The following is a 23841-nucleotide window of genomic DNA, read 5'->3' on the forward strand; positions in this document are numbered from 1 at the left end:
AACCGCACGGCGGGCACCGCCGGCGGTGCAGCACAGCGCAGCAGGACACCAGCGGGGCGTGGCCCTGCCCCGGAGGACCTCACCACCCCTGGTGAGCTCCCCGGAGCAGGGCCACGCCCCCTGCCACGCCCTTGCCGTTGCTGTCCCCGTCCGCGTCCTGACGCGCCCGGACCTGCCCGCACACCCACGCGGGGATGCCGGCGGCCTCCACCGAGGTCACCACGGCGTCGACGGCCTTGGGGCTGACGACGGCCACCATGCCCACGCCCAGGTTCAGGGTGCGTTCCAGGTCGTCGGTGGGGACCCCGCCGAGGTCGCGGACCAGGGAGAACACCGCGCCGGGCGTCCAGGTGGACCGGTCGACCTCGGCGGTCACCGCGGCCGGCAGGCAGCGGGCCAGGTTGGCGGCCAGTCCCCCGCCGGTCACGTGGCTCATCGCGTGCACCCCGCCGGTGGCGAGGGTCGCCAGGGCGGGGCGGGCGTAGATGCGCGTGGGTTCCAGCAGCTCCTCGCCGAGGGTGCGGCCCAGCTCGTCCACGTGGCGCTCGTACGCCCACCCGGCGTCGGCGAAGACCCGGCGCACCAGGGAGTAGCCGTTGGAGTGCAGGCCGGAGGAGGCCATCGCCACGAGGACGTCGCCCTCGCGCACCCGCTCGGCCCCCAGCAGCTCGTCGGCCTCCACGGCACCGGTGACGGCGCCGGCCACGTCGTACTCGTCCGGGCCCAGCAGGCCCGGGTGCTCGGCGGTCTCACCGCCGACGAGGGCGACCCCGGCCTCGGAGCAGGCGCGGGCGATGCCGGCGACGATGCCGGCCGTCCGCTCGGGGACCACCCGGCCGCAGGCGATGTAGTCGGTCATGAACAGCGGCGTCGCCCCGCACACCACGATGTCGTCGACGACCATGCCGACGAGGTCGGCGCCGATGGTGTCGTGCTTGTCCAGCGCCTGGGCGACGGCGACCTTGGTGCCCACGCCGTCGGTGCTGGTGGCCAGCAGGGGGCGGCGGTAGGCCTTCAGGGCGCTGACGTCGTACAGGCCGGCGAACCCGCCGAACCCGCCGACGACGTCGGGGCCCTGGGTGCGGGCGACCGAGGCCTTCATGAGCTCGACGGCGCGGTCACCGGCGACGACGTCGACACCGGCGGAGGCGTAGGTGGTGCCGGTCAACGTCGGGCTCCCGAGTGGGTGGTGTGCGCGGGGTGCACGGGGGTGATGGGCAGGCGGGGCTTGTCCAGGGCGTGCTCGCCCAGGCGCTGCAGGTCGGGCACGGGCACCGGGTAGGTGCCGGTGAAGCACGCCGTGCAGAGGCGGTCGGCGGGCTGGTCGGTGGCGGCGATCATGCCCTCGGCGGAGATGTAGCCGAGGGAGTCCGCGCCGATGCTGGCGCGCACGTCGTCCACCCCCAGGCCGGTGGCGATGAGCTCGGCGCGGCTGGCGAAGTCGATGCCGTAGAAGCACGGCCACGTCACCGGCGGCGAGGAGATCCGCACGTGGATCTCGGCGGCCCCCGCCTCGCGCAGCATCCGGATCAGCGCCCGCTGGGTGTTGCCGCGCACGATGGAGTCGTCGACCACGATCAGCCGCTTGCCCTGCACGACGTGCTTGAGGGGGTTCAGCTTCAGGCGGATGCCGAGCTGGCGGATGGTCTGGCTGGGCTGGATGAAGGTGCGCCCCACGTAGGAGTTCTTCACCAGGCCCTGCCCGTAGGGGATGCCGGACTCCTCGGCGTAGCCGATGGCGGCGGGCGTGCCCGACTCGGGCGTGGGGATGACGAGGTCGGCCTCGACGGGGTGCTCGCGGGCCAGGGTGCGGCCCATCTCGACTCGGGCCTCCTGCACGACCTTGCCGCTGATGCTCGTGTCCGGCCGGGCGAGGTAGACGTACTCGAACACGCACCCCTTGGGCTTCGCCTCGGCGAACCTCCTGGTGCGCAGCCCGTCGGCGTCGATCGCGATGAGCTCACCGGGCTCGACCTCGCGCACGACGCTGGCGCCCACGATGTCCAGGGCGGCGGTCTCGGAGGCCACCACCCACCCGCGCTCCAGGCGGCCCAGCACCAGGGGGCGGATGCCCTGCGGGTCGCGCGCGGCGTAGAGGGTCCGCTCGTCCATGAAGACGAGGCTGAAGGCGCCCTCGACGTGCGGGAGCACCTCCACGGCGGTGGCTTCGAGGGTGTGGTCGGGGTCGCCGGCGAACAGCGCCGTGATGAGCGCGGTGTCGGTGGTGTTGCCGCGCGCGATCTCACCGCCGGAGCCGGGCCGGTGACCGGAGGCGCGCTCGGGGTAGCGCTCGGCGATCAGCTCGCGCAGGCGGAAGGCGTTGGTGAGGTTGCCGTTGTGGGCCAGGGCGACGGTGCCGCCGGCCGTGGCGCCCAGGGTGGGCTGGGCGTTCTGCCAGCCGGCGCCGCCGGCGGTGGAGTAGCGGGTGTGCCCGACGGCGATGTGCCCCTGCAGGGACTCCAGCGCCGACTCGTCGAACACCTGCGGCACCAGGCCGGTGTCCTTGAACACGAGGATCTGCTCGCCGTTGCTGACGGCGATGCCGGCGGCCTCCTGCCCCCGGTGCTGCAGGGCGTAGAGGCCGTAGAAGGCGAGCTTGGAGACTTCTTCGCCGGGAGCCCAGACCCCGAAGACGCCGCAGGCGTCCTGGGGGCCCTTCTCGCCGGGCATGAGGTCGTGGTTCAGACGTCCGTCACCGCGGGCCACGGCTCGAGTGTGGCACACCGGCGCGGGGCCGGCGGTTCAGCGGCGGTCGCGACGGCGCCCCCGGCCGCTGGCGCGGTCGGCCAGCACGCCCACCAGCCCGCCGAGCAACCCGCCCGCCAGCCCCAGCACGACGAACAGGTAGCCGAACAGCGCCCGCTTGGAGTACCCGCCGGCGGGGTCGGTGGTCAGCGCCACGACGGCCGCGGCGAGGAGCGCGGCGACCACCCCCGTCAGCACGAAGGCACGGAACCGGGGGGCGCGGCGCCGCGTCACCTGGACCAGCCGCACCTGCTCGGACCCGCCCCGTCCGCCCTGTCCGTCCTGCCCGTCCTGCTCGTCGGACGGGGGCCGCGTCGGCTGCGCGTCCTGCGGCTGGGGCACCTGCTCGCTCACCCCGGTCACGGTACGCGGCCCGCTCACGCGCCCGGGCCCGTGACCGGCAGCAGCCGCCCGAGGTCGGCGCGCTCACCGCTGGCCCGCACCCGCCCGCTGGCGCGCGCGTCGTCGAAAGTGAGGCGCCCGGCGGCCAGTTCCAGCCACGTCACGGCGTCGGTCTCCACCACCGCGGGCGGGGTGCCGCGGGTGTGCTTCGGGCCGGCGACGACCTGCACGGCCGCGAACGGCGGCACCCGCACCTCGACGCTGCCGCCGGGGTGGCGGGCGGCGAGCTCCTCGAGGGTGAACCGCACGGCGGCGGCCAGGTCGGGACGCGGCGGGGTCGTCCCGGCGTCGAGGGCGTCCAGCGCGGCGCGCAGCGCGGCGCGCCCCTGGGCGGGGTCGGTGCGGCGGCGGGGTGGCACCGGCCCACTGTGGCACCCCCTCCCCCGGTGGGCCCTTCAGCACTCCGGGACGTTGACGCCCACCGCGGCACCGGCGCCCACGACCGTCAGCGCGAGACCACCGCGGGAGGTCTCCTTGTACTCCGCGCGCATGTGCGCCCCCGTGGCGCGCATCGTGGCGATGGCGGTGTCGAGGCTGACGACGTGGGTGCCGTCGCCGCGCAGGGCGGTGCGGGCGGCGTGGACGGCGGTGGTGGCGCCCACGGCGTTGCGCTCGATGCAGGGGATCTGCACGAGCCCGGCGACGGGGTCGCAGGTGAGCCCCAGGTGGTGCTCGATCGCGATCTCGGCGGCGTTCTCGACCTGCTCGGGGGTGCCGCCGAGGACGGCGGTCAGGCCGGCGGCGGCCATGGCGCTGGCGGAACCCACCTCGCCCTGGCAGCCCACCTCGGCGCCGGAGATGGAGCCGGTCTCCTTCAGCACGATCCCGGTGCCGCCGGCCGCGAGCAGGAAGTCCACGGTGCTCGCGTCGTCGGCGCCGGGGGTGAACCGGCGGTGGAAGTGCAGCACGGCGGGCACGATGCCGGCGGCACCGTTGGTGGGGGCGGTGACGACGCGACCACCCGCGGCGTTCTCCTCGTTGACCGCCAGCGCCCACAGGCTCAGCCAGTCCAGCGCGCGCAGCGGGTCGCTGCCCGGCCCCGCGCCCAGCGCCTCGTCCTCGACGAGGAGCTGGCGGTGCAGCGCGGGCGCACGGCGCCGCACGCCCAGACCGGTGCGCCGGCACTGCTCCAGCAGTTCGGCGCCGGTGCGGAAGGGGTGCGGCACGTCGTCGCCGGGGCCGGCGAGCGGGGCGGACCCGTCCAGCGGGTCGTCGCGCACGAAACCCCCGCCGACGGAGTAGGAGGTGCGCTCGGCGAGCACGCGCCCACCGTCGTCGAGCGCGGTGAACACCATCCCGTTGGGGTGGGCGGGCAGGGCCTCGCGGAGCAGGCGCACGTCGGTGCCGGGGTCGAAGCGCACCGGGTGCCGGCCCAGCAGCCGCAGCTCCCCGCGCCCGCGCACGGGGGCCAGCAGCGCGGGCACCGCGTCGGGGTCGACGGCCTCGGGCCGCTCCCCCAGCAGTCCCAGCACGACGGCGCGGTCGGAACCGTGGCCACGGCCGGTGGCCCCCAGCGAGCCGTGCAGGTCCACCCGCACCGCGGCGACCCGTTCCAGCAGACCGTCAGCGTCCAGGCCCTGCGCGAAGCGCAGCGCGGCGCGCATCGGGCCCACGGTGTGCGAGCTGGAGGGGCCGATGCCGATGGAGAACAGGTCGAGGACGCCGGCGGTCACGGGGTTCACCGGGCCCGGCGGTAGAAGGGCAGGTCGACGACCTCCACGGGTTCGGTGCGCCCGCGCACGTCCACGGCCAGCGCGGTACCGGCCCGTGCGGCGGCCGCTTCGACGTAGGCCATGGCGACGGGGTGGCCGAGGGTGGGTGAGAGGGCTCCGCTGGTGACCACCCCGACCGGGCGGCCGTCCTGCAGCACGGGGTACCCCTGGCGCCCGGCGCGGCGGCCGGTGCCGCGCAGGCCGACGAGGACGCGCTCGGGGGTGCCCTGCGCGAGGCGTTCCAGCGCGGCGCGGCCGGGGAACCCGGTGGGCTTGTCGAGCTTGACGACGCGGCCGAGCCCGGCGGTGTACGGGTCGACGTCGCGGGTCAGCTCGTGCCCGTGCAGCGCCATCCCGGCCTCCAGGCGCAGGGTGTCGCGGCAGGCCAGCCCGCACGGCACGGCGCCGTGGGCGCGGCCGGCGCCCAGCAGCGCCTCCCACACGGGGACGGCGTGCCCGGCCGCGGTGAACACCTCGAAACCGTCCTCGCCGGTGTAGCCGGTGCGGGCGAGCAGCACGTCGACGACGCCGCCCGCGGTGCGCAGCGGGGCGGGGGTGCAGCGGTAGTACCCCAGGGCACCGAGGTCGGCGTCGACGAGCTCACCGACGATCGGCGCGGCCGCCGGGCCCTGCACGGCCACCAGCGCGGTGCCGGCGGACTCGTCGGTGACGGTGACGTCGAACCCGGCGGCGCGCACGGTCAGCTCCGCCGCGACGAGGTCGGTGTTGGAGGCGTTGGCGACGACGAGGAAGTCCTCCGCACCGAGGCGGTAGGTGACCAGGTCGTCGAGGATGCCGCCGTCCTCGGCGACGAGCAGGCCGTAGGCGGCGCGCCCGACGGGCATGGCGGAGGGGCGGCCGACGAGGGCGGCGTCCAGCGCCTCCCCGGCCCGCGGGCCGCGTACGCGCACCTCTCCCATGTGGGACAGGTCGAACACGCCGGCGGTGGCGCGCACGGCACGGTGCTCGGCGAGGTCGGAGGCGTAGCGCACGGGCATCGACCAGCCGGCGAAGTCGGTGAACGCGGCACCGAGGGCGGCGTGGGCCTCGTGCAGCGGGGAGGTGCGGGACACGGAGCGCTCCTTCCGGGCGCAGCCGCGGGGTGCGTGGCCGTGTGGTCGGTGGGGACGTGCCCCACCAGGCTGCCACGGGTGGGGGCCGGCAGCCAGTGACCGACCTCCACCCGCGGCGCTCAGAGCTCGCCGGTGAGGAACTGCGCGCGGCCGTGGCCGAAGGACCAGTCGGCGTCGGAGTTCTCCACGACCGAGACGACGACGTCGCTGGGCGCGATGCCGCAACGGTGCTGGAGGTTCTCCACGAGCAGGGCGTAGAAGCGCTCCTTCTGCTCGCGGGTGCGCTGCCGGCTGGTCATCTGCAGGACGACGACGGCGTCGGTGCGCTCGATGCCGAGGCCGGTGTCGTGGACGACGAGCTCACCGGGGGCGTGCTGGTGGACGACCTGGTAGCGGTCGCCGTCGGGCACCTCGAAGGCGCCCACGACGGCGTCGTGGGCGGCGTCCAGCAGGGCGGTCAGGGCCTCGGGGGTGCGGCCGGCGACGAGGTCGAAGCGGAGCAGGGGCACGAAGGTCTCCTCTCGATATGTCTTTACATTCTGACACATCACTACCGGGGAACCCCCGGACGCACGAGGGGGCGGGTGCCCGCGGCACCCGCCCCCTCGTCACGACCCGCTCACCGCGTCACCAGCGGTCGACGTGCTCCTGGATCGCCTTGCGCATGAACCGGCTGGACTCCTCGCGCTTCTCCTCCCAGGCGAAGACGCTGGCGCACAGCGCCCCGTCGAAACCGACCTCGCCGAGGGCGGCGAAGATGCCGTCGAAGTCCACCTCGCCCTCACCGATGTTCAGGTGCTGGTGGATGCGGGCGGTCGAACCGGGCGGGTTGATGATGTACCGCAGCCCGGAGGAGCCGCGGAAGTCGAACGTGTCCGCGACGTGCACGTGGCGCACGAGGTCCCCGGCGTAGCGGATGACGCCCGGGCCGTCGCCGCCCTGGTGGAAGGTGTGCGGGGTGCAGTAGACGAACCCGACCCACGGGCGGTCCAGACCGCGCACGAGGTCCACCGCGCGGAAGCCGTCCTCGATGAAGTCGTCGGGGTGCGGCTCCAGGCGCAGCTCGACGCCGGCGGACTCGAAGACGGGGGCCAGCTCCTCGAAGGACTCGAAGAAGCGCGCCTCGCTGGCCTCGGGCAGCTCCGGGCGCCCGTTGAACTCCGACTGCACGACGGGCACGCCGAGCTCGGTGGTCACCTCGACGATGCGCTTGATGTTGCGCACCGCCTGCTTGCGCTCGTCCTCGCCCGGACCGGACCAGCGCTGCACGAACTGGGTGGAGCACACCCCGACGCCGGCGGCGTCCAGGGCCTTGCGGAACTCGCGCACCGTGGCCAGGTCCACGCGCGGGTGGCGGAAGAAGGGGATGAAGTCCTCGCGCGGCGAGAGCTCGATCCACTCGTAGCCGAGGTCCGCGACCAGACCGGGCAGCTTCAGCAGCGGCACGTCGCGGAACATGTAGGTGTCCAGGGCGATCTGCATCGTGGTCGCTCCCCTCAGACCCGGGCGCCGAGGTCGACCTCGACGCGGCGGCCGGTGCGCAGCGACTCCACGCCCGCGGCGCAGACGGCGGCGGCGGCGTACCCGTCCCACACGCCCGGGCCGTCGACGCCGGCACCGCTGCGGACGGCGTCCACCCAGCGCTGGAACTCGGCGTCGTAGGCGGCGCCGAAGCGCTCCTTGAAGTCGGCGGTGATGTGCCCGCCCCAGCCGGCCGCGGAGTGCTTCACCAGGCCGACACCCAGGCCGATCCGCGCGCTGCCGCGCTCGGCGACCAGTTCGGTGCGGACCTCGTAACCGAACGTGGTGTTGACGAAGATCTCCACGTCGACCAGGGCGCCGCTCTCGGTCTCCATGAGCACGAACTGCGGGTCCTGCAGGCCCTCGGGGGCGTGCGAGGTGCGCCCCGGTGTCAGCACCGTGATGGCCCTGATCTCCTCCCCGAGCAGGAAGCGGGCCACGTCCACCTCGTGCACCACCGAGTCGAGGATGAGCTGCTCGGAGTTGAAGTTCGGCGGGGTGGTGGCGTTGCGGTGCGCGCAGTGCAGGAACAGCGGGCGGCCCAGCTCCTGCGAGGCGATGAGGGCGCGCAACTGCTCGTACTCGGCGTCGAAGCGGCGCATGAACCCGACCTGGACGAGCTGGCGACCCAGGGCGCGCTCGACCTCCACCACCTTGCGGGAGGTCTCCGGGGAGGTCGTCAGCGGCTTCTCGCACAGGGTGGGCTTGCCGGCCTCCAGCGCCGCCAGCACGAGGTCCTCGTGGGTGAAGCCCGGGGTGGCGATGACGACCGCGTCGACCTCGGGGTCCTGGATCGCCGCGACCGGGTCGTGCAGCGCGCGCACGCCGAACTCGGCGGCCACGGCGTCGGTGCGGGCCGCGTCCACGTCGCTGACCGCGACGAGCTGCGCGCCCTTGGTCAGCCGAGCCAGGCGCCGGGCGTGGTCCTGGCCCATCATCCCGACGCCGAGCACGGCGACGCGGAGGTCCCGGTCGTACCCCTGGCGCGCGGTGTGCCGGATGTTCTGCGTCGCCGTGCTCATGTGCTTTCTCCTACCGTGCGTTCTCGTGCGATGCCGCCAGGGTGGCGGCGTTCTCGGGGGTCTGGCCGGGGACGGAGAGCTCGTGGCTGAGCGCCGCGAGCTCGGCGCCGCCGGCCATCTCGTTGGTGAGCTCGTCCAGCGTGATGTCCTGCCGCGACTTGTCCAGCGAGACGTGGCCGCGGTTGAGGATCACGAAGTGGTTGCCCACCAGGTACGCGTGGTGCGGGTTGTGGGTGATGAAGATGACGCCGAGACCCGCGTCGCGGGCCTTGGCGACGTACTTCAGCACCACCCCGGACTGCTTGACGCCCAGCGCGGCGGTCGGCTCGTCGAGGATGAGGACCTTGGCGCCGAAGTAGATCGCCCGGGCGATGGCGATGCACTGGCGCTGCCCGCCCGAGAGGGCACCGACGGGGCGTTCGAGATCGGGCACGTTGATGCCCATCTTCGTCAGCTCCTCGTCGGTGATCTCCATCATGCGCTTGACGTCCAGGCGCTTGAAGGGCCCGAAGCCGGTGCGCAGCTCGGAGCCGAGGAAGAAGTTGCGCCAGATCGACATGAGCGGCACCAGCGCCAGGTCCTGGTAGACCGTGGCGATGCCGCGCTCCAGGGACTCGCGGGGTGAGTTGAAGCGCACCTGCTCGCCGTTGACCTCCACGGTGCCCTCGGTGTGCTGGTGCAGGCCGGCGATGACCTTGATGAGGGTCGACTTGCCGGCGCCGTTGTCGCCGAGGACGCAGGTGATCTCCCCCTGCCGGACCGAGAGCGACACCCCGCGCAGGGCGTGGACGTTGCCGTAGCTCTTGCCGACGTTCGTCAGGCGCAGGATCTCGGTGTTCGGGTCCTGCCCCGGCGCGCCGGAGCGCTCGTGGGTCTGCGTGCTCATCGGTCCCTCACCTCTTCGCGGCCTGGTTCTTGACGACCAGGTTGACGATCGTGGCCAGCAGGAGCATCACGCCGAGGAACAGCTTGAACCAGTTCGCGTCCCAGCCGGCGTAGACGATGCCCAGGCTGGTCATGCCGAAGATGAGGGCGCCGACGGCCGAGCCGACGGCCGAGCCGTACCCGCCGGTGAGCAGGCACCCGCCGACCACGGCGGCGATGATGTAGATGAACTCCTGCCCGACGCCGCCACCGGACTGGATGGAGTCGAAGCTGAACAGCTGGTGCATGCCGACGAACCAGCCGCAGAAGCCGACCGCCATGAACAGGCCGATCTTGGTCTTCCGCACCGGCACACCCACGGCCCGGGCCGCGGCGTGGTCCCCGCCGACCGCGAAGATCCAGTTGCCGACGCGGGTGCGCAGCAGCGTCCACGTGGCGATCGCGACGAACAGGACCCACCACAGGACGGTGATGCGGATCCCCACGCCGCCGACGGTGATCGTCGAGGCGAACACCGCCCGTGCGGAGTCCCAGCCGTCCATGTCGGACACCGCACTGGAGGACACCCCCCCGGTCAGCAGCTTCGTCACACCCAGGTTGATGCCCTGGAGCATGAAGAACGTGCCCAGGGTGATGAGGAAGCTGGGCAGGCCGGTGCGCATGAGCAGCCAGCCGTTGAAGGCACCGATCGCCAGGGCCAGCACGAGCGAGACGACGATGCCGACCCACAGGTTCAGCCGCAGCTGGTAGGAGAAGGTCGCCGCCGCCAGTGCCGTAGTGGTCACCACCACGCCGGCGGACAGGTCGAACTCCCCGCCGATCATCAGCAGGGCCACCGCCACGGCCATGATGCCGATGGTCGAGCCCGCGTAGGCCACCGTGGCCAGCGAGGAGGCCTGGCGGAAGGTGGGTGCGACCGCGCAGAAGAGGATGAACACCGCGAGGGCGCCGATGAGGGAGCCGATCTCCGGCCGGGACAGCAACCGGGACGCGAAGGACCGGGTCTTGACGCGGTCGTCGCGGTCGCGGACCGCGGGACCGGCGCTGGGAGCGGTGACGGAGGTGCTCACGAGGACCTCACCTGGTCCCGCCGGCAGCGAACTCCGCCACGCGGTCGACGTTGGTGGAGTCGATGAACGACGGGCCGGTCAGCGTGGGCTGCCCACCGCCGATGGTGTTGCCGTTGGTGTTGTACAGCCACAGCGAGTCCACGGCCAGGTAGCCCTGCAGGTAGGGCTGCTGGTCGATCGCCCACTGCACGTCGCCGTCCTGGATGGCGCCGATCAGCTCCTCGTTGGTGTCGAAGGTGACCACCTGCGCCGCGGAGCCGGCCGCGTCCACCGACTGCACGGCCGTCATCGCGAACGGCGCCCCCAGGGTGACGACCCGGTCGATGCTCGGGGACTGCTGCAGCTTCGAGGTGATCGCCTGCTGCACCGAGGGCATGTCCGTGCCGGTCACGTACAGCACCTCGCTGGTGCCGTTGAAGGTGTTGTCCACGCCGCGGCAGCGGGCCTCCAGGCCGACGTGGCCCTGCTCCTGGATGACGCAGAGCTCGTGCTGGGCGCCCTCCTCGGTCAGGCGGGTGCCGGCGGCCTCGCCGGCGAGCTCCTCGTCCTGGCCGAAGTAGCCCACGGCACCGGACTCCTGCCAGTCCTCGAAGCCGCCGTTGAAGGCGACCACGGGGATGCCGGCCTCCGTGGCCGCCTGCACCACGGGGGTCAGCGCGTCCGCCTTGGCCAGGGTGACGGCGATGCCGTCCACGCCGGAGTCGATCGCGCTCTGCACCAGGTTCACCTGGTCGCCGGCCTCGGGGGCGCCCTGGAAGTTCAGCTCGACGTTGTCCTTCGCGGCGGCGTCCTCCGCGCCGGAGCGGACGATGTCCCAGAAGGTGTCGCCCGGCGCGGCGTGGGTGATCATCGCGATCTCCATGCGCGGGGTGTCCGCGACCCCCGCGGCTGCGTCGTCGCTGCCGGTCTCCTCCCGCCCACCGGAGGAGCTGCAGCCGGCCACGGTCATCGCGGCCACGGCCACGAACGCGGCGGCGGCGGTCTTGCGCGAGCGAATCCTCATCGATCCGTTCCCTTCTCCTCGGGCGTCGTCGGCCCGCTGGGGTGGAGCCCGCTGTTCCTCAGCGGGGTGGTGCGGCGGTGGGGGTGGTGCGCGCGCCGGCGACCGGGGTCGGTCGCCGGCACGGGGTGGGCCCTGCGGGGATCAGCCCTGCGGGAGCCGGCAGGAGCGCAGGTAGCTGCAGGTGCGCTTGGCGATGGGCAGCGGGGCGTCGAAGGCGACCGGGTACAGGTCCTGCTCGACGATGGCGAAGACGTCACGCCCCAGATCCTCCAGGGCGTCCAGGATCGGCAGCATGTCGGGGACGCCCTGCGGGGGCTCCACCATCGCGCCCAGCTTGACGGCGTCGCCGAAGCCGAGGTCCTGCTGCTTGACCTTGGCCACCACCTGCGGGTCCACCTGCTTGAGGTGGGCGTAGGCGATGCGGTCGGGGTAGCGGCGGATGATCTCCAGGTTGTCCCCGCCGGAGTAGCTGACGTGGCCGGTGTCCAGGCACAGCTTGACCGCGTCGGGGTCGGTCATCTCCAGGAAGCGCTCGATCTCGTCCTGGGTGTCGACGTGGGTGTCGGCGTGGGAGTGGAAGGCCATCTGCAGGCCGTAGCCGTCCTTGATCGCCCGGCCGAGGCGGTCCATGCCGGAGGCCAGCCGCTGCCAGCCCTCCTCGTCCAGGGTGCGCGGCTCCAGGGCCTCGCCGGTCTTGTCGCTGCGCCACTGGCCGGGGATGACCACCAGGTGGGTGCCGCCCATCGCCCGGGTCAGCTCCGCGACCTGCTCGACCTGGGCCCAAGCCGCGTCGTAGTGGTCCGGGCGGTGCAGCGCGGCGAAGATGGTGCCGGCGGAGACCTTGAGGTTCCGCGGCGCCAGCGCGTCGGCCAGCTGCTGCGGGTCGGTCGGGAGGTAGCCGTACGGACCCAGCTCGATCCACTCGTAGCCGGCCTCCGCGACCTCGTCGAGGAAGCGGGTCCAGGGCGTCTGCAGCGGGTCGTCGGCGAACCAGACGCCCCAGGAGTCGGGGGCCGATCCGATGGTGATGCGGCTCACTTCAGAACCCTCCACGTCGTCGTGTTCCTGCACCGTGCGCCCCGGCACCGCCTGCGGGCACGGGAACTGTCGCGCGCCCCGCGCGACCTGTCAAGCATTTGTCTGGACATCATGACCTGACGGCCCGCTGGTCGCCCGACACCGCCGCGCCCCGGGGCGCGGCGGTGTCGTCCCCTCCCCCGGCGGGTGTCAGAGCAGCGGGCGCTGACGCGCCTTGTGCTCCTCGTACTCCGCGCGGGCGGTCTGCGTCGAGGCCAGGTGGGAGACCTCGGAGACGGGCACGTCCCACCAGCCACCGCCGTCGGGGGCCTCGGAGTACAGGTCGGTCTCCACGTGCACCACCGTCGACTCCTCCGACGCCTTGGCGTCGCGCAGCGCCGCCACCAGCTCGGCGCGGGTGGTCACCCGCAGCACGCGCACGCCCAGGCTCTCGGCGTTGGCGGCGAGGTCCACGGGCAGCTTGTCGCCGGCCAGGTGGCCCTGCTCGTCGCGGTAGCGGTACTTCGTGCCGTAGCGCTGCGAGCCGCGCGACTCCGACAGCGCGCCGATGGAGGCGAAGCCGTGGTTCTGCAGCAGGACCACGATGACCTTCACCCGCTCCTGGACGGCGGTGACCAGCTCGGTGGGCATCATGAGGTACGAGCCGTCCCCCACCGTGATGAAGACGTCCCGGTCCGGGGCGGCCATCCGCACCCCGATGCCGCCGGGGATCTCGTAACCCATGCAGGAGTACCCGTACTCGACGTGGTAGCCCTTGCGGTCGCGGGTTCGCCACATGCTGTGCAGGTCCCCCGGGAGGGAACCCGCGGCGCACACGACGACGTCGCGCGCCTCGGCGACCTCGTCGACGGCACCCAGGACCTCGGCCTGCGCGAGGACCCCGTTGCGCTCCCCCAGCCCGGAGCCGTAGTACCGCTCCACGACGGCGTCCCACTCGCGGTTCAGCCGGGCGGCGCGCTCGCGGTACGCGTCCGGCGTGGAGAAGCCCTCCAGCGCCGCCCCCAGGGCCTCGAGCGCCTCGCGGGCGTCCGCCAGCACCGGCAGGCCGGCGTGCTTGACGCCGTCCAACCCGGCGACGTTGATGTTCACGAACCGCACGTCCGGGTTCTGGAACGCCGTGCGCGAGGCCGTGGTGAAGTCCTGGTAGCGCGTGCCGATGCCGATGACGAGGTCCGCCTCGGCGGCGATCTCGTTGGCCGCGGCGGTGCCGGTGGAACCGATCGCCCCCAGGCACAGCGGGTGGTCGTAGGGCAGCGTCCCCTTGCCGGCCTGGGACTGGCCGACGGGGATGCCGGTGGCCTCCACGAACGCGCGCAGCGTGTCGTCGGCGCCCGAGTACGTCACGCCACCGCCGGCGACGATCATCGGCGCCTTCGCGGCGCGCACGAGCGCCGCCGCCTCCTCGATCAGCGCCTTCTCCGGCGCCGGGCGGGCGATGCGCCAGGTGCGCTCGCGGAACAGCTCGACCGGCCAGTCGTGGGCCTCGGCCTGCACGTCCTGGGGCAGGCAGACGGTGGCCGCGCCGGTCTGCGCGGGGTCGGTCAGCACGCGCATCGCCCCCAGCAGGGCCGCGGGCAGCTGCTCGGGCCGCCACACCCGGTCGAAGAAGCGCGACAGCGGCCGGAACGCGTCGTTGACGGAGACGTCGTAGCCGTAGTCCTGCTCGAGCTCCTGCAGCACCGGGGAGGCCACGCGGGTGGCGAAGACGTCGCTGGGCAGCAGCAGCACGGGGATGCGGTTGACGGTGGCCAGCGCCGCACCGGTCAGCATGTTCGAGGAACCCGGGCCGATCGACGCGGTGACCGCGAGGGTCTGCAGCCGGTCCTTCTGCCGGGCGTAGCCGACGGCGGTGTGCACCATCGCCTGCTCGTTGCGGCCGGTGATGTACGGCACCTGCGCCGCCGGCTTCCAGCCGTCACCGGCGTCGGCCTCCAGCTCGGCCTCCAGCAGCGCCTGACCGACGCCGGCCACGTTGCCGTGGCCGAAGATGCCCAGCACACCGCCGAAGAACTGCTGGCGCTGCCCGTCGCGCTCGGTGAACTGGGAGCTGAGGAACCGCACGACCGCCTGGGCGACGGTCAGGCGGACGGTGCCCGCCGGGTTCGGGGTGGGTGCGCTCATGGCGATCGGCTCCGATCGGATCGTGCGGGAGGGGTTTCAGGCGCCGTCGGGCGCGGAGTAGAGGGGCAGGCGGGGGTCGACGTCCTGCTCGGCCCACGTGCCGCGGACCCAGCCGTGAGCGGGGTCGTCGCAGATCTTCCAGGCCCGCTCGTCCTCCGGGCCGGCCATGACGTTGAGGTAGTACATGTCGTGCGAGGGGGAGGCGATGGACGGTCCGTGCCAGCCGTGCGGGATGAGCACGACGTCGCCGGAACGCACCTCCTCGAGCACGTCGATCGGCCGCTCCGGGTCGCCGTACACGCGCTGGTAGCCCAGGCCCGCCTCCGCGCCGGGGGTGCCGGCGGGGGCCAGCGACCGGAACTCGAAGTAGTAGACCTCCTCGAGCTCGCTCTCCACGTCGCTGGTGCGGTCGTGCCGGTGCGGCGGGTACGAGGACCAGTTCGCCGCCGGGGTGAGCACCTCGCAGGCGATGAGCTTGTCCGTCTCGAACGCCTGCGGGGTGGCGAAGTTGTTGACCTGCCGGCTGCACCGGCCCGCCCCCCGCAGCTCCACGGCGACCCCGGAGGCGGGGCCGTAGCGGAACGGCAGCCGGCGGCGCGCACGCGCACCGGGGAACGAGAGCACCGCGCCGTCGCGGCTGGCGACGCGGACGGTGCTGTCGCGGCCGACGTAGGCGAAGTCGCTGACCGCGTCGAACACGCCGGTCCGCCCGGCCAGGTCGAGGACCTCGCCGTCCACCTCGACGCGCGCCGAGCCCGACAGCGGCAGGACGAGCAGTTCCTCCTCCCCCGTGGCGAACTCGTGCGCCGCCCCGGGCGCGAGGGTGAGCGTGCGCAGGCTGGAGAAGCCCCAGCCGGCGCTCTCCGGGGTCACCACGAGGTCGAAGCCGTCGCGGGCGGCGCTGCCGCGGGGAAGGTGGAGGGGGTTCTCCGCCACGTCCTGGGTCCTCTCGTCGTGCGTCGTTCTCGGTGCGTTCGCCGGTCAGTGCACGAGCGAGGCCGCGGTGCGCACGGCACCGGCCACGTCGTCGTCCGGGGGGTACAGCAGGGTCCGCCCGACGGTCAGCCCGCGCACCGAGGGCAGGGCCAGCGCCTTCTGCCAGGTCGCGAACGTCTCCTCCGGGGAGGTGACCGGGTCGCCGCCCAGCAGCACCGTGGGCAGCGTCGTGGCCTCCATGACGCGCTCCATCCCCTCCACCACGGGGACCTTCAGCCAGGTGTACGCGGTGGTGCTGCCGAGGGCCTGGGCGACGTTGACGGACTTGATGACCCCCTCGGCGGTCAGGTCGTGCACGACCTTGCCGTCCACCCACCGCGACCAGAACGGCTCGATCATCGCGACGAGCCGGTGCGCGGCCAGCTCGCTGATGGCCCGGGCGGAGGCGGTCAGGGTCGGCAGCGTGCCCGGGTCGTCCAGCGCGATGCGGGTGAGGAACTTGCCGCCGTCGAGGTTCGCGTCGGCGATCGCCTGCGCGTCGTAGCCGGTGAAGCGGTCGTCCAGTTCGAAGGAGGCGCCCTGCAGGCCGCCGCGGTTCATCGAGCCGAAGACGACCTTGCCCTCCAGGGCCCCCATGAGGGTGAGGTCCTCGATGATGTCGGCGCTGCCGAGCAGGCCGTCCACGCCGGGGTCGGCCAGCGCCACGCGCAGGCGGTCCAGCAGCTCGGTGCGGCTGGCCATGGCCATGGGGCGCGCGCCCACGCCGTTGGCGCCGCGCGCCGGGTGGTCGGCGGCCACGATCATCAGGCGGCCGTCGGCGGGCAGCAGCTGCTCGCGGCGGCGACGCGCCCGGGACAGCTCGGCGATGCGCTCCGGGTGGAACGCGCGGACGTCGGAGACCTCCGCGTAGTCCCTGGCGAAGGAGGGGTTCTCAGGCACGGGCGGCGACCTCCTGCAGCAGGGCCTCGACCTCGGCGGTCGTCGGCATGGCGGTGGAGCACTCGCGGCGGGTGGCGACGATGGCCCCGGCGGCGTTGGCGAACCTCAGCACGTGCTCGAGGTCCCAGCCGGACAGGAGCCCGTGGCAGAGCGCGCCGCCGAACCCGTCACCGGCGCCCAAGCCGTTGACGACCTCGACCGGGGTCGGGGGGACCTCGACGACCCGGGTGCCGGAACCGTCGCGGGTCATGCCGAGCACGCCGCGCGGGCCCTGCTTGACGATGGCGACCTCGACGCCGGCGTCCAGCAGCGCCTCGGCGGCGCGGCGGGGCTCGGTCTCGCCGACGGCGACCTCGCACTCCTCCTTGTTGCCGACCGCGACGGTGACGTGCGGCAGGGCCCGGCGGACCTGCTCGGTGGCCTCGGCGGGGTCCTTCCAGAACATCGGCCGGTAGTCCAGGTCCAGGACCGTCAGCGGCTTGCGGGCGCGGGCGCCCCACGCGGCGTGGTGGGCCCCGCGGCTGGGCTCCTCGCTCAGGCCGGTGACGGTCGCCCAGAACACCCCGGCGTCGGCGATGGCGTCCAAGTCCAGCTCCTCGGCGCGGATCTGCAGGTCCGGCGCGGTCGGCTGGCGGTAGAACAGCAGGGGGAAGTGGTCCGGCGGGTACATCTCGCAGAACGCCAGCGGGGTGTTCAGCCCGTCGACGCCGGAGACGAAGGCGTCGGAGACGCCGAACCCCGCCAGCGCCTTGTGGACGAACGTGCCGAAGGCGTCGTTGCCGGTGCGGGTGACGACGGCGGAGGACCGGCCGTGGCGGGCGGCGGCGACCGCGACGTTGGTGGCGCTGCCGCCCAGGTACTTCCCGAAGGTCTCGACGTCCTCGAGCCCCACACCGTCCTGCAGGGGGTAGATGTCGACCCCGACCCTGCCCATCGTCACCACGTCGAACGCGGCGCTGCTGCTCACGCGAGCCTCCCTCAAGTCTCGTCGGGCCTCGTTCCGGCGGAGCCGGAGCACCGCCCGGGAGGGAGCGCTCCGGTGCGCCCTGGAGCGGTGCGTCCCTCCCGGGCACGTGCGTCGCCCGGGCCGCATCGGCGCGGTGACAGGACCCAGCCTGTCGCCCGCCCCGAACACTGTCAAGCATATGTCAGGACAAATCGACATGCTGACGTGAAAGCCACCCCCGGGCTAGCATGGCGCGACGGCCGGCAGCGGCTGAGCAGCGACGCTGAGCACAGGAGCCCCGCGGTGGACGACCTCTTCGACGACCTGGACCGGTCCAGCCCGGTCCCCCTCTACTTCCAGGTCGCCCGGCAGATCGAGCAGGCCATCGAGGGCGGCAAACTGCCCCCCGGCTCGCGCCTGGACAACGAGATCCACCTGGCGGACCGCCTGGGCCTGTCCCGCCCCACGATGCGGCGGGCCATCCAGCAGCTCGTCGACAAGGGCCTGCTGGTGCGCAAGCGCGGCGTGGGCACGCAGGTCGTGCACGGGCAGGTCACCCGCCCCGTGGAGCTGACCAGCCTGCACGACGACCTGGCGGCCAACGGCCAGCGCCCCACCACGCAGGTCCTCGTGCACGAGGTCGTCCCCGCCCCCGGCGAGGTGGCCGCCTGCCTGGCGGTCGCCGAGGACAGCCCCGTGCTGTACCTGCGCCGCCTGCGCTTCTCCGCCGACGAGCCGCTGGCCGTGCTGGAGAACTGGCTGCCCGAGCCGTTCACCGACCTGGCCGAGAGCAGCCTGGCCGAGCGCGGCCTGTACCAGCTGCTGCGCTCGCGGGGCGTCGGGATGCGCGTGGCCCGCCAGCGCATCGGCGCCCGGCGCGCCACCGCCGAGGAGTGCACGCTGCTCGACGAGACCCGCGGCAGCCCCCTGCTGACGATGGAGCGCACCACGCACGACGACTCCGGCCGGGCCGTCGAGTGGGGCCGGCACGTCTACCGCGCCAGCCGCTACGCCTTCGAGGTCACCCTCGTCGACCGCTGACCCACCCGGCTGCCGTCCCCGTCCCGCGTCACCAGGAGGTCCCGTGGCACTGCTGCCCGGCAAGGTCGTGCTCGTCAGCGGCGGCACCCAGGGGGTGGGAGCGGCCGTGGCGCGGGTGGCCGTCCGCGAGGGCGCCGCCGTGGTCGTCACCGGCCGGCGTCCGGGCCCCGGCGAGGCCCTCGTCGCCGAGCTGACCGCCGGCGGCGGGGACGCCGCGTTCGTGCGCGCCGACGTGGCCGACGTCGCGCAGGCGCAGGCGTCGGTGGCGGCGACGGTCCAGCGCCACGGCCGCGTCGACCACCTCGTCAACGCCGCCGGCCTCACGTCGCGCGGCACGCTGCTCGACACCACCCCGGAACTGTTCGACGCCCACGTCGCGGTGAACCTGCGCGCACCGTTCTTCCTCATGCAGGAGGTGGTGCGCCACCTGGTCTCCCGCGGCGCTCCCGGCAGCGTCGTGAACGTCATCTCCTCCTCCGAGCACGGCGGGCAGCCGTACCTGGCGCCGTACGTCGCCGCCAAGGCCGGGCTGGCGGGGCTGACCCGCAACGCGGCCCACGCGCACCGCCGCGACCGCATCCGCGTCAACGGCCTCGACATCGGCTGGACCGCCACCGAGGGCGAGGACGCCACCCAGCGGCAGTTCCACGGCGCCGGCGACGGCTGGGCGCAGGCCGCCGGGCGGGACCTGCCGATGGGGCGCCTGGCGGACCCGGCGGAGGTCGCCGAGATGGTCGTGTTCCTGCTCTCGGACCGCTCCGGCGTCGTCACCGGATCGGTCCTCGACTGGGACCAGAACGTCCTGGGCGCCCTGGACTGACCGCTCCCCCGGGTCGGCCGGGGGTCCCACCACGCACCCGGAGGTACCCGTGCGCTTCGGACTCATCGGTCTCGGCCGCATCGGCGCGGTCCACGCCGCGACCCTCAGCGGCCTGGAGGTCGTCGACTCCCTCGTCGTCGCCGACGCCGTCCCCGGTGCCGCACAGGCGTTCTGCGACCGGCACCCCGGCCCGGCCGTCGCCGCCGCCGACGTCGCCCAGGTGCTGGCGTCCGGCGTCGACGGCCTCGTCGTCGCCGCCGCGACCGACGCGCACCCCGAGCTGCTCCTCGCCGCCGTCGACGCCGGGGTCCCGGTGTTCTGCGAGAAACCCGTCGCCCGCGAGGCCGCGGACGCGGTGGCGGTGCTGCAGCGCGTGCGGGCGAGCGGGGTGCCCGTGCAGATCGGCTACAACCGCCGCTTCGACGCCGCCGTGGCCGCGGCCCGCGAGGCCGTGGCCGGCGGCGCGCTGGGCCGGCTGCACACGGTGCGCTCCACGACGATGGACCCCGCCCCACCGCCCGCCGCGTACATCGCCGCTTCCGGCGGCATCTTCCGCGACTGCAGCGTCCACGACTTCGACACCGTGCGGTTCGTCACCGGCCGGGAGGTCGTGGAGGTGTACGCCACCGGCAGTGCGAACGGCGACCCCGTGTTCGCCGAGCACGGCGACGTGGACACCTCCGCCGCCGTCCTGACCCTCGACGACGGCGCGCTCGCCGTGGTGTCGAACACCCGCTGCAACGGGCGCGGCTACGACGTGCGCCTGGAGCTGCACGGCACGGCCGACAGCGTGGCCGTCGGCCTGGAGGACCGGCTGCCGCTGCGCTCGCTGGAACCGGGCACCGCGTTCCCCGCCGGGCCGCCGCACGGGTTCTTCGTGGACCGCTTCGCCGACGCCTACCGCGCCGAGCTGCTCGCCTTCACCGAGGTGGTCGCCGGGCTGCGGCCGTCGCCGTGCAGCGTGGCCGACGCGGTGGAAGCCGGCTGGGTCGCCGAGGCGTGCACGCTCTCGCTGCGCGAGCACCGGCCGGTGCGCGTGGCGGAGGTGCGCACCCCGGCGTGACGACGACACCGATCCCCGCAACAGAGAGGCCGGAGCGATGACCACCCCCACCGGATCGCGAACCCCCGCCTGGTTCACCACCGCCGACTGCGACCTCGACGCGTTCCGCGCCGTCGTCGAGCAGGAGACGGACCCGCGGGACCACCCGCACGCCGACGCGGTGGAGCAGGGGGTCCCCGTCTACGGGGACCGGTTGCGCCGGTCGCCGGGCGAGGGACCCGCCCGGCGCGAGGTGCAGGCCGAACTGGTGCGCGCCCTCGCGGACGGCCCCGGGATCGTGGTGTTCCGGGGCGCCTTCGAGCCGGGTGCCGTGGACCGCGCCACCGAGGTGTTCCTCGCCCTCATCGACGAGCAGCAGGCCGCAGGCGTCAGCGGTGGCGACCACTTCGCCAAGCCCGGCGCGAACGACCGGGTGTGGGGGGCGCTGGACAAGTTCGCCGTGCGCGACCCCGAGGGGTTCTGCGACTACTACGCCAACGACGTGCTGGCCCTGGTCAGCGAGGCGTGGCTGGGCCGCGGGTACCAGGTGACGTCCCAGGTGAACGTCGTGAACCCCGGCGGCACCGCGCAGCGCGCGCACCGCGACTACCACCTGGGGTTCATGGACCGCGAGCAGGCGCTGGACTACCCGGCGCACGTGCACACCCTCTCGCCCGCGCTGACGCTGCAGGGGGCGGTGGCGCACGTCGACATGCCCGTGGAGACGGGCCCGACGCTGTACCTGCCGCACTCGCAGAAGTACCCCGCCGGTTACGTCGCCTTCCACCAGCCGGAGTTCACCGGGTACTTCGACGCCCACCGCGTGCAGCTGCCGCTGCGCAAGGGCGACGCGGTCTTCTTCAACCCCGCGCTGTTCCACGGCGCCGGCTCCAACGTGTCCGCGGACGTGGCGCGGATGGCGAACCTGCTACAGGTGTCCTCAGCGTTCGGCCGGGCGATGGAGACGGTCGACACCACCGCGGTGAGCTCGGCGGTCTTCGGCACCCTGCGCGCGCGCCGGGCGGCGGGGGTGGACGAGCGCGGGCTGCGCAACGTCGTGGCGGCGGCCGCCGAGGCGTACGCCTTCCCCACGAACCTCGACCGCGACCAGCCCGTCGGCGGGCTGGCGCCGGCCTCGCAGGCGGACCTCCTGTGGCGAGCCGTGGTCGACGGGTGGGGGCAGGAACGCCTCGACGCCGAACTGGCCGCGCAGGAGGACCGCCGGCGCACCGGACTGCGCTGAACGCCCGGACGGCACGGGCCCGCAGCGGGGCGCGTCAGCCGCTCGTCGCCCCGGCACCAGCGGTGCCGCCCCGCGCGTCCTCGCGGTCGGCGCCGCCCTTGCCGTCCTTCGCCGGTCGCGGCAACTTCACCGCGAGGATGGGCACATCGGCCTCCATGAGGAGCTCCTGCGACAGGCTGCCGAGCACGGCCTTGCCGACGGGCGAGCGCCGGCGCACCCCGATGACGAGGCGTTCCACGCTGCCGGAGCGCTCGGCCAGGGCGTCGAGCACGGCTTCGGCGGTGTTGCGCCGCGCGCGCCGGTCCACGACCTCCAGCCGGAGCCCCTCGGGGGCCTCCGACACGTCCAGGGGGCTGAGCCGGAGGTTGACCACGACGAGGTCCGTCCCGAGGCGCTGGGCCTCGGCGTACGCCGCTTCGAGGGCGTTCTGCCCCTCGGCGGAGTCGGTGACGGCGACCATGACAGACATCTGCTCGCTCCTTGCGTGGTCAGGCGTAGTCGCGGCGGAACTGGCTCTCCAGCTCCTCCAGGGAACGACCGCGCGTCTCGGGGACCATCCTCCAGGAGAAGACGATCGCCGCCGCGCCGAGGGCCGCGAACACGAAGAACGTGTTGGAGATGCCGACGCCAGTCTCCGGGTCGACCAGCTGCGGGAAGAAGTAGGCCACCAGGAAGTTGGTGATCCACAGGATGAAGACGCTGATGCCCAGGCCGATGCCGCGCAGCTTCAACGGGAAGATCTCCGCCAGCATCAGCCAGACCAGCGGTCCGATGGTGCCCTGCATGACGAACACGAAGGCCACGACGAGCACGAGGATCGTGTAGCTGCGCAGCTGCCCCTCGGGCAGCACGTTCGCCATGACGCCGACGAGCAGGTGCACGGTCGTGGTGCCGATGAACCCGCCGATGAGCATGGTGCGCCGGTCGATCCTGTTGATGAGGGCCAGGCCGGTGAGGATGCCGGCCATGCTGAAGACGCCGTTGAAGACGTTGGCGATCAGCGCACCGCTGGCGGAGAACCCGGCCTCCACCAGGAGCTGGGTGCCGTAGTACATGATCGAGTTGATGCCGGTCAGCTGCTGGAAGATCGCCAGGCCGGCTCCGATGACGATGAGGCGGCGCACCCAGCGGGTGCCGAGGTCGGAGAAGCCGCCGACGTGCGCCTGCTCCTCCTCCTCGGCCAGGGCGTGCACCTCGGCGAGCTCCGCCTCGGCGCGCTCCGGCGAGCGGACCTGCTTCAGGACCGCGAGGGCGTCGGCGTCGCGGCCCTTGGAGACCAGCCAGCGCGGGCTCTCGGGCATGCGCAGCATGCCGATGAACAGCGCGATCGCCGGCAGTGCGGCGATGGCGAGCATGTACCGCCAGACGTGCTCCTCGGTGCCCCACACCGTGCCGATGACGGCGTTGATGGCGAAGGCCGCCGTCTGCCCGCCGACGATCATCACCTCGTTGCGGGTCACGAGCCCGCCGCGGCGCTCCGCCGGGGAGATCTCGGCGAGGTAGACGGGCACGGTCACCGAGGCGCCGCCGACGGCCAGACCCAGCAGGAACCGGGCCGGGATCAGCACCCCGAGCGTGGGGGCCACGACGCACGCCGCGGTGCCGACGAAGAACAGCACGGCCAGCAGGAGGATGTTCGCCCGCCGGCCCTGGCGGTCCGAGAGCCGCCCGCCCACGGCGGCGCCGAGGGCTGCGCCGAACAGCAGCGAGCTGGTGACCAGCCCCTCCTGCTGGGACGTCATGCCGAAGTACTCCACCATCGGCACCAGCGCACCGTTGATGACACCGGTGTCGTAACCGAAGAGCAGGCCGCCGAACGTGGCGATGACGGCGACGAGGCCGAGCCGGCGGGAGTGCGGTCCGCGGGTGTCCGGCGGCAGCGCCGGCAACCCGGTGGCGGTCGTTCCGTGCGTCGGTGAGGCCATGGGAAACCCTTCGTGCGTGCTGCGTCGCAGCGTCGATCGGGTGCAGGACGGCTCGGGGCTCACGACCGTGTCGTCGCGGACCGCTGTCCCCCGGCGCCGGCTGGCACCGGCGCGGGAGCGGGTACCGGCGCGCGCAGGGCGGTGGTCCGTCGACGTCCTCGGCCAGCCACGCACACCCCCGGGTTCACCCTCGAACTCGTACGGCTCGCGCCGGGTGGGCGAGCGGGACGACCGTAGGAAATCCACGTCCATATGTCAAGACATAAAGACGAGAGCTCCGTGGTCGCCCACTGCGGTGAACGCGCGACGGCGCCCCCACCGGTGGTGGGGGCGCCGTCGTACCCGGGGCCGGGGGTG

23 protein-coding genes are annotated in these 23841 nt (G+C 73.5%); 4 read left to right on the forward strand and 19 right to left on the reverse strand.

Annotated features, from left to right (window positions below):
* Positions 1-79 precede the first annotated feature (79 nt).
* The 17 genes from purM to iolC all read right to left on the reverse strand — a co-directional run bounded on the left by purM (position 80) and on the right by iolC (position 17401).
* Positions 80-1168: a phosphoribosylformylglycinamidine cyclo-ligase gene (purM, locus tag ACRYM0_RS08140; RefSeq protein ID WP_432503873.1), complete on the reverse strand. Its 1089-nt coding sequence runs from the start codon at positions 1166-1168 to the stop codon at positions 80-82.
* On the reverse strand, positions 1165-2706 hold the full coding sequence (purF, locus tag ACRYM0_RS08145) for an amidophosphoribosyltransferase (RefSeq protein ID WP_432503875.1): 1542 nt from the start codon (positions 2704-2706) through the stop codon (positions 1165-1167). The genes purM and purF overlap by 4 nt, the downstream gene beginning before the upstream one ends.
* Positions 2707-2742: 36 nt before the next feature.
* Positions 2743-3099, reverse strand: coding sequence for a hypothetical protein (locus ACRYM0_RS08150; protein WP_432503877.1), 357 nt, complete (start codon positions 3097-3099; stop codon positions 2743-2745).
* Positions 3100-3122: 23 nt separating this feature from the next.
* The gene (locus ACRYM0_RS08155; RefSeq protein WP_432503879.1) at positions 3123-3506 is read right to left on the reverse strand and encodes a sterol carrier family protein; all 384 of its coding nucleotides are present in this window, start codon (positions 3504-3506) and stop codon (positions 3123-3125) included.
* Positions 3507-3542: 36 nt separating this feature from the next.
* The gene (locus tag ACRYM0_RS08160; RefSeq protein ID WP_432503927.1) at positions 3543-4820 is read right to left on the reverse strand and encodes an L-serine ammonia-lyase; all 1278 of its coding nucleotides are present in this window, start codon (positions 4818-4820) and stop codon (positions 3543-3545) included.
* A gap of 5 nt (positions 4821-4825) precedes the next feature.
* Complete coding sequence (gene gcvT, locus ACRYM0_RS08165) at positions 4826-5932, reverse strand: glycine cleavage system aminomethyltransferase GcvT (protein ID WP_432503881.1); 1107 nt, start codon at positions 5930-5932, stop codon at positions 4826-4828.
* 119 nt (positions 5933-6051) lie between these two features.
* The gene (locus tag ACRYM0_RS08170) at positions 6052-6441 is read right to left on the reverse strand and encodes a tautomerase family protein (RefSeq protein ID WP_432503883.1); all 390 of its coding nucleotides are present in this window, start codon (positions 6439-6441) and stop codon (positions 6052-6054) included.
* Between the two features lie 118 nt (positions 6442-6559).
* On the reverse strand, positions 6560-7414 hold the full coding sequence (locus ACRYM0_RS08175) for a sugar phosphate isomerase/epimerase family protein (protein ID WP_432503884.1): 855 nt from the start codon (positions 7412-7414) through the stop codon (positions 6560-6562).
* A gap of 14 nt (positions 7415-7428) precedes the next feature.
* On the reverse strand, positions 7429-8475 hold the full coding sequence (locus tag ACRYM0_RS08180) for a Gfo/Idh/MocA family protein (protein ID WP_432503886.1): 1047 nt from the start codon (positions 8473-8475) through the stop codon (positions 7429-7431).
* A gap of 10 nt (positions 8476-8485) precedes the next feature.
* Positions 8486-9361: an ATP-binding cassette domain-containing protein gene (locus ACRYM0_RS08185; protein WP_432503889.1), complete on the reverse strand. Its 876-nt coding sequence runs from the start codon at positions 9359-9361 to the stop codon at positions 8486-8488.
* A gap of 7 nt (positions 9362-9368) precedes the next feature.
* A complete protein-coding gene (locus tag ACRYM0_RS08190) occupies positions 9369-10430 on the reverse strand; it encodes an ABC transporter permease (protein ID WP_432503891.1) in 1062 nt (353 codons plus the stop codon).
* A gap of 7 nt (positions 10431-10437) precedes the next feature.
* Positions 10438-11433, reverse strand: a complete 996-nt coding sequence (locus ACRYM0_RS08195) for a sugar ABC transporter substrate-binding protein (RefSeq protein ID WP_432503892.1) — start codon at positions 11431-11433, stop codon at positions 10438-10440.
* Between the two features lie 141 nt (positions 11434-11574).
* Complete coding sequence (locus ACRYM0_RS08200; RefSeq protein ID WP_432503894.1) at positions 11575-12471, reverse strand: sugar phosphate isomerase/epimerase family protein; 897 nt, start codon at positions 12469-12471, stop codon at positions 11575-11577.
* A 189-nt stretch (positions 12472-12660) separates the two neighbouring features.
* Positions 12661-14592 (reverse strand): 3D-(3,5/4)-trihydroxycyclohexane-1,2-dione acylhydrolase (decyclizing), encoded by a 1932-nt coding sequence (iolD, locus tag ACRYM0_RS08205; protein WP_432503896.1) that lies wholly within the window; start codon positions 14590-14592, stop codon positions 12661-12663.
* Positions 14593-14628: 36 nt separating this feature from the next.
* The gene (gene iolB / locus ACRYM0_RS08210) at positions 14629-15528 is read right to left on the reverse strand and encodes a 5-deoxy-glucuronate isomerase (RefSeq protein ID WP_432503899.1); all 900 of its coding nucleotides are present in this window, start codon (positions 15526-15528) and stop codon (positions 14629-14631) included.
* 45 nt (positions 15529-15573) lie between these two features.
* Positions 15574-16467 (reverse strand): Cgl0159 family (beta/alpha)8-fold protein, encoded by an 894-nt coding sequence (locus ACRYM0_RS08215; protein WP_432503901.1) that lies wholly within the window; start codon positions 16465-16467, stop codon positions 15574-15576.
* Positions 16460-17401, reverse strand: coding sequence for a 5-dehydro-2-deoxygluconokinase (gene iolC, locus ACRYM0_RS08220; RefSeq protein WP_432503929.1), 942 nt, complete (start codon positions 17399-17401; stop codon positions 16460-16462). Before iolC ends, ACRYM0_RS08215 begins: the two co-directional genes overlap by 8 nt.
* 315 nt (positions 17402-17716) lie before the next feature.
* On the opposite strand from iolC, the gene ACRYM0_RS08225 reads away from it, so the two are divergent.
* The 4 genes from ACRYM0_RS08225 to ACRYM0_RS08240 are packed head-to-tail and all read left to right on the forward strand — an operon-like array spanning position 17717 to position 21559.
* Positions 17717-18454, forward strand: a complete 738-nt coding sequence (locus tag ACRYM0_RS08225; protein ID WP_432503903.1) for a GntR family transcriptional regulator — start codon at positions 17717-17719, stop codon at positions 18452-18454.
* Between the two features lie 43 nt (positions 18455-18497).
* Entirely contained in the window at positions 18498-19274 is a 777-nt protein-coding gene (locus ACRYM0_RS08230; protein ID WP_432503905.1) for an SDR family oxidoreductase, read from the forward strand.
* Positions 19275-19323: 49 nt separating this feature from the next.
* Positions 19324-20337: a Gfo/Idh/MocA family protein gene (locus ACRYM0_RS08235; protein ID WP_432503907.1), complete on the forward strand. Its 1014-nt coding sequence runs from the start codon at positions 19324-19326 to the stop codon at positions 20335-20337.
* Positions 20338-20374: 37 nt separating this feature from the next.
* The gene (locus tag ACRYM0_RS08240) at positions 20375-21559 is read left to right on the forward strand and encodes a phytanoyl-CoA dioxygenase family protein (RefSeq protein ID WP_432503909.1); all 1185 of its coding nucleotides are present in this window, start codon (positions 20375-20377) and stop codon (positions 21557-21559) included.
* Between the two features lie 34 nt (positions 21560-21593).
* Here the strand turns inward: ACRYM0_RS08240 and ACRYM0_RS08245 are convergent, their stop codons facing one another.
* On the reverse strand, positions 21594-22028 hold the full coding sequence (locus tag ACRYM0_RS08245) for a universal stress protein (RefSeq protein ID WP_432503911.1): 435 nt from the start codon (positions 22026-22028) through the stop codon (positions 21594-21596).
* Between the two features lie 19 nt (positions 22029-22047).
* Positions 22048-23484, reverse strand: coding sequence for a sugar porter family MFS transporter (locus ACRYM0_RS08250; protein WP_432503913.1), 1437 nt, complete (start codon positions 23482-23484; stop codon positions 22048-22050).
* Positions 23485-23841 lie beyond the last annotated feature (357 nt).

Source organism: Kineococcus arenarius subsp. arenarius (assembly GCF_050871845.1).
GTDB lineage: Bacteria > Actinomycetota > Actinomycetes > Actinomycetales > Kineococcaceae > Kineococcus.

Excerpts from the sequence above, each read along its gene's own strand:
- ACRYM0_RS08175 (WP_432503884.1), bottom strand. The coding sequence starts at position 7,414 with ATGCAGATCGCCCTGGACACCTACATGTTCCGCGACGTGCCGCTGCTG.
- ACRYM0_RS08180 (WP_432503886.1), bottom strand. The coding sequence starts at position 8,475 with ATGAGCACGGCGACGCAGAACATCCGGCACACCGCGCGCCAGGGGTAC.
- ACRYM0_RS08185 (WP_432503889.1), bottom strand. The coding sequence starts at position 9,361 with ATGAGCACGCAGACCCACGAGCGCTCCGGCGCGCCGGGGCAGGACCCG.
- ACRYM0_RS08195 (WP_432503892.1), bottom strand. The coding sequence starts at position 11,433 with ATGAGGATTCGCTCGCGCAAGACCGCCGCCGCCGCGTTCGTGGCCGTG.
- iolD (WP_432503896.1), bottom strand. The coding sequence starts at position 14,592 with ATGAGCGCACCCACCCCGAACCCGGCGGGCACCGTCCGCCTGACCGTC.
- iolC (WP_432503929.1), bottom strand. The coding sequence starts at position 17,401 with ATGGGCAGGGTCGGGGTCGACATCTACCCCCTGCAGGACGGTGTGGGG.
- ACRYM0_RS08240 (WP_432503909.1), top strand. The coding sequence starts at position 20,375 with ATGACCACCCCCACCGGATCGCGAACCCCCGCCTGGTTCACCACCGCC.
- ACRYM0_RS08245 (WP_432503911.1), bottom strand. The coding sequence starts at position 22,028 with ATGTCTGTCATGGTCGCCGTCACCGACTCCGCCGAGGGGCAGAACGCC.
- ACRYM0_RS08250 (WP_432503913.1), bottom strand. The coding sequence starts at position 23,484 with ATGGCCTCACCGACGCACGGAACGACCGCCACCGGGTTGCCGGCGCTG.